Below are 7,621 nucleotides of genomic sequence, written 5' to 3'. Positions count from 1 at the left end.
GGGGAAATCCATTGCCAGTGCGCGCGCGGTCTCCAAGTCCACCGGCACAAACCTGACCTTGTCCCCCGCCTTGAGCTGCCCCAATTGCCACAGGTCTGCCTCGATCACCGTCACCGGGCAGACGAAACCACCCAGGCTCGGGCCGTCGGGGCCGAGGATGACGGGCATGTCGCCGGTGAAGTCCACGGCGCCGATGGCATACGGGTTGTCGTGGATGTTGGATGGGTGCAGGCCCGCTTCGCCGCCGTCGGCCCGGACCCATTCCGGCTTCGGCCCGATCAGCCGCACGCCGGTTCGGCTGGAGTTGAAATGCACTTCCCATGACGTGTCGAAGAACGTCTGGATATAGCACTCGGTGAAATATTCCGGTGCGCCGTGTGGACCGTAGATGACGCGGATGTGCCGCACGGGTGGCAACAGGAGCGGCGGCGCGTCGATTGGCGGCAACGCGGCGCGCTCATCCAGCGCCGCCAGGTGCAGCACATCGCCGGTGCACAACGCCCGTCCGCCGTGGCCGCCGAACTGGCCGAGGGTGAAGGTGCTTTTGCTGCCCAGGTAATCCGGCACTTGCAAGCCACCTTGCAGGCACAGATAGCTGCGCGCCCCGGCGCCGCTGATGGTGCCCAGGGCGAGGGTGGATCCGGCGGCGATCGACAGCGGAGTGTTCATTGGCACCGCCTCGCCGTCCAGGGTCGGGGCAATTTGCGCACCAGTCACCGCCACTCGCGCGTCGCAGTTGAAGCGCAGCAGCGGCCCGCTCATGGTGATTTCCAGGGCCGCCGCGCCTTCGTCATTGCCCAACAGGCGATTGCCCAGGCGCAGCGAACGGCTGTCCATCGGACCCGACGGCGGTACGCCCACGGCCCAATAACCGAGGCGGCCAGGGTAATCCTGGACGCTGGTCTGGGTGCCGGGGCTGAGCACCTCGAAGGTGTTGGCGCGGTAGGCCAGGGTTTCCAGGCAGCGCGTCCAGGGCTGGCCGTTGGCGAAGGGCGCGTCGAGCAGAATCTGTTGCAGGTAGGTGCGATTGGTTTCCACGCCGTACAGCAGACTTTCGTCCAACACTTGGTACAGGCCCAGGCGCGCCAGCTCACGCGTCGGAGCCCAACGAATGACCTTGGCGATCATCGGATCGAAGTAGGGGGGGATCTGGCAGCCGGCCTCGACCCAGGTGTCGATGCGCAGTTGTCGGCCGTCGGCCTTGGGGAATTTCACGGCAGTGAGCAGCCCTGGGCTTGGCTGGAAATCCCGGCCTGGATCCTCGGCATACAGGCGCGCCTGGATCGCGTGACCCTCGGCTTTCAACCCCTGGCTCAGTTCGCTCAACGGCGGCAGTTCGCCGGCGGCCAATTGCACCATCCAGCGCACCAGGTCCACGCCCCACACCTGCTCGGTGACGCCGTGCTCCACCTGCAGTCGGGTGTTCACCTCCAGGAAGTAGAAGCGCCCGGCGTCACTGTCGTAGACGAACTCCACGGTGCCGGCACTGCGGTAATTCACTGCCCGGGCCAGTTTGATCGCCGCTGCGCAGAGTTCGTCGGCCATGCCTTCGGGCAGGTTGGGCGCGGGCGTCTCTTCGATGACTTTCTGGTTGCGCCGCTGCACCGAGCAGTCGCGCACGCCGAGGGCAATCACCTGACCGTGGCCGTCGCCGAACACTTGGACTTCGAGGTGCCGCGCCCGCTCGATGTACTTCTCGATGAACACGCCAGCGTCACTGAAGTTGTTCTGTCCCAGGCGCTTGACCGCTTCGAAGGACTCGCCCAGTTCAACATTGCTGCGACACACGCGCATGCCGATGCCGCCACCGCCCGCGGTGCTTTTGAGCATCACTGGATAGCCGATCTGCCTTGCGGCCAGCAACGCCGCGTCGAGGCTGTCGAGCAATTCGGTGCCTTCGAGCAACGGCACGCCGTGCCGGCGGGCCAGGTCCCGCGCGGTGTGCTTGAGGCCGAACACGCGCAGTTGCTCCGGTGTCGGGCCGATGAAGGCGATATTGGCGGCCTCGCAGGCTTCGGCGAACGCGGCGTTTTCCGAAAGGAAGCCGTAGCCGGGATGAATCGCCGTCGCGCCGCTGTGCCTGGCGATCGCCAGGAGCTTATCCACCGCCAGGTAGGTGCCCGCCGCCGCGCCTTCGCCCAGGCAGTGGGCTTCGTCGGCCTGGAGGATATGCAGGCTGGCGGCGTCGGCTTGGGAATACACCGCGACGCCTTGGATCTTCAATTCGCGCAAGGTCCGCAGGATGCGGCAGGCGATGGCGCCACGGTTGGCGATGAGGATTTTTTCGAACATGGCATTGCCCCCTCAGGCCTGCGTGCTGCCTGAACTGGGATGCGGGCCGTCCCGCAGTTTTCGATGGCCGACGGGGTCGTCCCCGTGGGCGAAACTTTCTTAAAAACACCATCAGACCTTGTGGGAGCGAGCTTGCTCGCGATAGCGGTCTGTCAGCTGCATCGAGGTTGGATGTGCCGCCGCTATCGCGAGCAAGCTCGCTCCCACAGGGCCGGTGGCGTTCAGCCGCTCATTTGATGCACTGCCCCGACCGGCTTTGGCACAACGCGAACAACCAGCGGCGCAGGCGCACGAATTTCAGTTCCATATCAACAGCTCCGCTGGTGTGGGGTTGTAGGCGTTGCACGGGTTATTCAATTGCGGGCAGTTGGAGATCAGGACGATCACGTCCATCTCGGCCCGCAGGTCGACGTATTTGCCCGGCGCTGAAATCCCGTCTTCGAAGGTCAGGCCGCCCTCGGCGGTCACCGGCACGTTCATGAAGAAGTTGATGTTCGGCCCGATGTCGCCCTTGCCCAGCCGACCGTCGTGGGCGCAGGCCCGCAGGTAGTTGTCGCGGCAGCTGTGCATGTGGCGTTTTTCCAGCGCGTAGCGCACGGTGTTGCTTTCCTGGGCGCAGGCGCCGCCGAGGGTGTCGTGGCGCCCGCAAGTGTCTTCGATGAGGGTCAGCATGGGGCGGCCGAGGTTGGAATACAGCACGCTGCCGCTGGTCAGGTAGACGCTGTTCTGGCGGCGCAAGGTGCGCTGCACGTCATAGCGCTCCTTGGGGTTGGCCAGGCTGTAGAACAGCGTATCGACCGCCTGGTTGCCCTCCAGGTCGAGGATGCGCAGGGTCTGGCCGGCCTTGACCTCTGTCAGCCAAGGTTCCCCGGCGGGAATCGTGGCGCGGTAGATGGCGGTATCGGGTTGCTTGGCTGTGGTGGCGATAGCAAGTGACATGGCGACGATCCTCAGGCGAACAGGCGGTCGGTATTGATGAAGCCGCGCTGGTTTTCGGGGCGCGAAATGCGGCAGTGTTCGGCGACGCTGGCATCAGCGCTCATCCAACTGAGCTTGAGCGGTTGCGGGGCGTATTGCGGGTTCGGGTCCATCGGGTGTTGCAGCGCGGTCAGTACCACCAGGGTGTCCATCGGTGCATACAACTCGATGTAATCGCCGGCCTTGGAATTGCCCTCGACGAAGTGAAAATGGCCGGCCGCGTCGACGTCGACCCGGCTGAACAAGTTGAGGATCATCAGCAGGTCGGACAGGCCCAACCCCCATTTGCCCAGCTCCACCAGCAGGTTGTCGGTGCCGTTGCGAAAGAAGCCGTTGCGCAGTTCCTGGTAGCGGCCCTGACCATACTTTTGCGCGACCTCTTCGGCGCAGAGCACACCACCAAAACTGTCGCTCCAACCACAGGTATCAGCGGTGATTGCCGCCAGCACTCGACCCATGTCCGAATACAGGCAATGGCCGGCGGTGAGCTTGGCGGTGTGTTGACATTTGAGGCTGTCGGGCAGGTTCAGCCGTTCGGTTTTTTCGTTGGCGTTGAGCAATGTCAGGCTCACGTTGGCACCGCCGCGCAGATCGGTCAGGCGCAGCAGTTGGCCGCGCTTGAGCACGAAGGAACGGTGGCCGCCTCCAGGCAGCAGTTCTTCGGCGAAGGGGGGAAACAGCTGGGTCGAATCGGTCATGGAAAAACTCCTTTCAAGCGATACGCAACGTGCCGGCCAATTCGGCGGGCGGGGCGTCGACGGCGGCACGGGCGGTGCGGCGGTCGCTGTTCAATGGAATGTCGTAGGTGATGCGTGCGCCGTAGGCGCCCGGCGCGTGAGGGTCGACGCGGACCTTGTCGAACACCAGCAGGCGCGTGCCGAGGCTGAAACCTTCGGACAGGTCATGGGTGACCATGAACACCGTCAGCCGGGTTTCGCGCCACAGTTCCAGCAACAAGGCATGCATGTCTTTGCGAATGCCCGGGTCGAGGGCGCCGAAGGGTTCGTCCAGCAGCAGCACTCGCGGCTTCATGATCAAGGCCTGGGCGATCGCCAGCCGTTGCTGCATGCCGCCGGAGAGCTGCGCCGGGTATTTGTCCAACGCGTGGCCGAGGCCGACCTTGCCCAACAGTTGCGCAGCCTCTTCGCGAGCCTGGCGCTTGGCACTGCCGAACAGACGGCCCAGCAAAGGCGAACGCGGCAACTCCAGGCCCAGGGCGACGTTGTCCAGCACCGTCAGGTGTGGGAACACCGAATAGCGCTGGAACACCACGCCCCGGCTGGCATCCGGCTCGCCCGCCAAGGGTTCGCCATCCAGCAGGATCTGTCCGCGACTGGCGCGCTCCTGGCCCAGCAACAAGCGCAGGAAGGTCGATTTGCCGCAACCCGAAGCACCCACCAGCGTGCAGAACTCACCCTCGGCGACGTTCAGGTTCAAGCGTTCCAGCACGACCTGGTCGGCGTATTGTTGCCAGACGTTGTTTACCGTGATGAAGCTCATGCTCTCGCCCCCTCGTACCAAGGGAACGCTCGAAGGGTCAGGCGCTTGAGCCCCCAGTCCATCAGCCAGGCGAGCAGCGTGATCCACACCACGTACGGCAGGATCACGTCCATCGCCAGGTAGCGACGCACGAGGAAAATCCGATACCCGAGCCCGTCCGTGGAGGCGATGGCTTCGGCGGCGATCAGGAACAGCCAGGCCGAGCCCAGCATCAATCTCAGGGAGATCAGCAGGCGTGGCAGCAGTTGCGGCAGCACCACGCGCAGCATCAGCGTCCAGGTCGAGGCGCCGAGGGTCTGGGCCTTGATCAGCAGTTCGGACGGAATCTCCCGGGCGCGCTGTTCCAGATCCCGCGCCAGGCACGGCGTGATGCCGATCACGATGAGCATCACTTTCGACAGTTCCCCCAAGCCGAAGACGATGAACAGGATCGGCAGGATCGCCAGCGGCGGCACCATCGAGACCACGGTAAGCAAGGGCGACAGCGGCGCGCCGAACAGCGGCAGCGTGCCGGCGGCAATGCCCAGGCACAGCCCTGCCAGGGCGCTGATGCCCAGGCCGATCGCCAGCCGACGCAGGCTCGACGCGGTGTCTTGCCAGAGCAGGTAGTCGCCGCTGCGGGCATCGGCGGTGAAGGCCAGGCGCTTCACCGCATCGACCATCTGCACGGCGCTGGGCAGCAGCTTGTCGTTGGGGTTCTCTGTCAGTCGTTCGGCCGAGCCCATGAAGTAGGCGAACAGCACCAGTGCGAATGGCAGGATGACCAGCAGCAAGCGGCTGGGGCGATCCGGGTAGCGGTTGATCAGGCGCATGCCAGGTCCTCCGGTTTACAGCTTGGCGTCGGCGGCCAGCTGTACGTAGGTCGGGTCGAAGCGCAGCTTGAGGTTAGCCTTGTCGCCGCGGGTCACGCCATTGGCGAACGCCATGCCGACCGCGTTCGTGTCCTTGGCGCCTTCGCCCAGCAAGCCGTGCTTGAACGAGAACTCGGCCACCTTGCCCATGGTGGCGGGCAGTTGATCGCTGGTGGCGAAGCCCAGCGCTTCCTGGGGCGTGGCGAACAGCTTGGTGGTGTCCAGTTGCGCCTGGAAACCCTTGAGGTCGGTACCCGAAGCCTTGGCCATGTGTTCGAGCGCAGCGTTGGCGGCGGCATTCCTGGCGTTCATCAGCGCCACCACTTCGAACCAGGCGCCGGTCAAGGCCTTGCCCAGGGTGGGGTTGTCGTGGAGGGTCTGGGTGTTGATCACCATCATGTCCATGATCTCGCCGGGGATCTGGCTGGAGTTGAATACTTCGCTCACGCCCGGCTGCGCCTTGATGTCCGAGAGCATCGGGTTCCAGGTGGTGACGGCCTTGACCTGGTCGGTGTTGAAGGCGGCCGAGATGTCGGCGTCGGAGGTGTTGACGACTTTCAGGTCCTTCTCGGTGAGATTGACCGAGTCCAGCGCGCGGGCCAGCAGGTAATGAGACACCGACAGCTCCACGAGATTGACGTCCATGCCCTTGAGGTCGGCGACTTTCTTGCCGTCGCCCTTGAGGACGATGCCGTCGTTGCCGTTGGAGAAATCACTGACGATCAGCGCTGTGCTGTCCACGCCACCGGCGGCGGGAATGGTCAGGGCGTCCATGTTGGTCATGGTGCAGCCGTCGAACTGGCCGGCGGTGTACTGGTTGATGGATTCGACGTAGTCGTTGAGCTGCACGACATCAATGGTGATGCCGTATTTTTTCGCCCATTTATCGACGATGCCTTGGCTGCCGGCGTACTCCCAGGGCATCCAGCCGGCGTAAATGGTCCAGCACACGCTGAAATGGTCTTTTTGCGCGGCGACGGACGAGAAGCTCATGAGAGCCGAGAGGGCGGCGAGGAGCAGGGCGGACAGACGAAGCTTGAACATGGTGGTTCTCCAGTTGATCAAGGGCGGACAGGAGCAACGCGGCACCGCGAACGGTGGCTTGTCTCCCGGGCTTTTGTCCCGCCGTGTAACCTCAACTGGAGGTCGCCAACTCTCGGACCAGCCACTCGCCAGAGGCGAGCCGGAACCCTAGTCGGCCATTGCAAATTGTGGTGCCGCGAACCTGTGATGACTCCTGCACGGGGATTGTTAAAGCGAGAGCCGTGCCAATTCGGGCAAACGCCCATGCTAGAGCAGGTGGGCGTCGGGGAGGGATCATTGAGGGCGGATTTGTGCTTGCTTGTGGTGCCGTCGCGCACCGGAAGAGGGCGACGAGTGACATGTTTCCAGTTGTTGCCAAGTCGCACCAGATTCCGATTTTGCTGTCTGAATATTCGTCAGTCACAAATGTTGACTGCCGCCCATCAGCGTCGCTGATGTGGCCCATTCGCGGTCCAGGAGGCCGCCATGTATCGACGACTGCTCCTCATTGCTTTTCTTGGTCTGACTCTTTCGGCATGCGTGCCTTACTACGACGGAGACTCGAGCTATTACCGTTCAGAGGTCTACACCTCGCCAGGGCCGGCCTATTACAGCGGAGGATATTATTCGGCACCGCGTGGCTATTACGCACCGCGGTATTACCAACCGGCGCCACGCTATTACTCGGCACCGCGTTACTACCAGCAAGGCCCGCGCTATTACTCGCCACCGCGAGCGTATCGGTCTTATCCGGACCGGGGTGGTTGGGGCGGCCGTGACCGGGGTGGTTGGAACGACGACCGTGGCGGTCGGGATCATTGGGGGCACGGTGACCGCGATCGCGGACATGGTGACCGCGATGGACGGGGCAACCACCGCTGATGGCAGGGCAACAAAAAGCGGCGCATCGAGCGCCGCTTTTTTGTGCCTGCGATAACCTTATGGGATCACCTTTGTGGGAGCGAGCTTGCTCGCGA

7 protein-coding genes and 1 riboswitch are annotated in these 7,621 nt (G+C 63.8%); of the genes, 1 reads left to right on the top strand and 6 read right to left on the bottom strand.

What is annotated here, in order from left to right:
* The 6 genes from OC610_RS16990 to OC610_RS16965 form a co-directional block, all read right to left on the bottom strand.
* A partial coding sequence (locus tag OC610_RS16990; protein ID WP_264429237.1) for a 5-oxoprolinase/urea amidolyase family protein occupies positions 1 to 2,292 on the bottom strand: 2,292 nt, incomplete at its 3' end.
* Positions 2,293 to 2,589: 297 nt separating this feature from the next.
* Positions 2,590 to 3,231 (bottom strand): urea amidolyase associated protein UAAP2, encoded by a 642-nt coding sequence (locus tag OC610_RS16985; protein ID WP_264429236.1) that lies wholly within the window; start codon positions 3,229 to 3,231, stop codon positions 2,590 to 2,592.
* A gap of 11 nt (positions 3,232 to 3,242) precedes the next feature.
* Positions 3,243 to 3,968, bottom strand: coding sequence for an urea amidolyase associated protein UAAP1 (locus OC610_RS16980; protein ID WP_264429234.1), 726 nt, complete (start codon positions 3,966 to 3,968; stop codon positions 3,243 to 3,245).
* 13 nt (positions 3,969 to 3,981) lie between these two features.
* A complete protein-coding gene (locus OC610_RS16975) occupies positions 3,982 to 4,770 on the bottom strand; it encodes an ABC transporter ATP-binding protein (protein ID WP_264429232.1) in 789 nt (262 codons plus the stop codon).
* A complete protein-coding gene (locus OC610_RS16970) occupies positions 4,767 to 5,582 on the bottom strand; it encodes an ABC transporter permease (RefSeq protein ID WP_264429230.1) in 816 nt (271 codons plus the stop codon). Before OC610_RS16970 ends, OC610_RS16975 begins: the two co-directional genes overlap by 4 nt.
* A gap of 15 nt (positions 5,583 to 5,597) precedes the next feature.
* Positions 5,598 to 6,665: a putative urea ABC transporter substrate-binding protein gene (locus tag OC610_RS16965; protein WP_264429228.1), complete on the bottom strand. Its 1,068-nt coding sequence runs from the start codon at positions 6,663 to 6,665 to the stop codon at positions 5,598 to 5,600.
* A 60-nt stretch (positions 6,666 to 6,725) separates the two neighbouring features.
* Positions 6,726 to 6,827, bottom strand: a riboswitch (guanidine-I (ykkC/yxkD leader).
* Between the two features lie 303 nt (positions 6,828 to 7,130).
* Between OC610_RS16965 and OC610_RS16960 the strand changes: the two genes are divergently transcribed.
* Positions 7,131 to 7,526: a hypothetical protein gene (locus tag OC610_RS16960; protein ID WP_264429226.1), complete on the top strand. Its 396-nt coding sequence runs from the start codon at positions 7,131 to 7,133 to the stop codon at positions 7,524 to 7,526.
* The last annotated feature ends 95 nt before the right edge of the window (positions 7,527 to 7,621 follow it).

Origin of the sequence: Pseudomonas agronomica, assembly GCF_025917275.1 — a bacterium.
GTDB lineage: Bacteria > Pseudomonadota > Gammaproteobacteria > Pseudomonadales > Pseudomonadaceae > Aquipseudomonas > Aquipseudomonas agronomica.
Note: the sequence above shows the minus strand (reverse complement) of the source record. Positions and strands in the feature narration are given on the sequence as shown.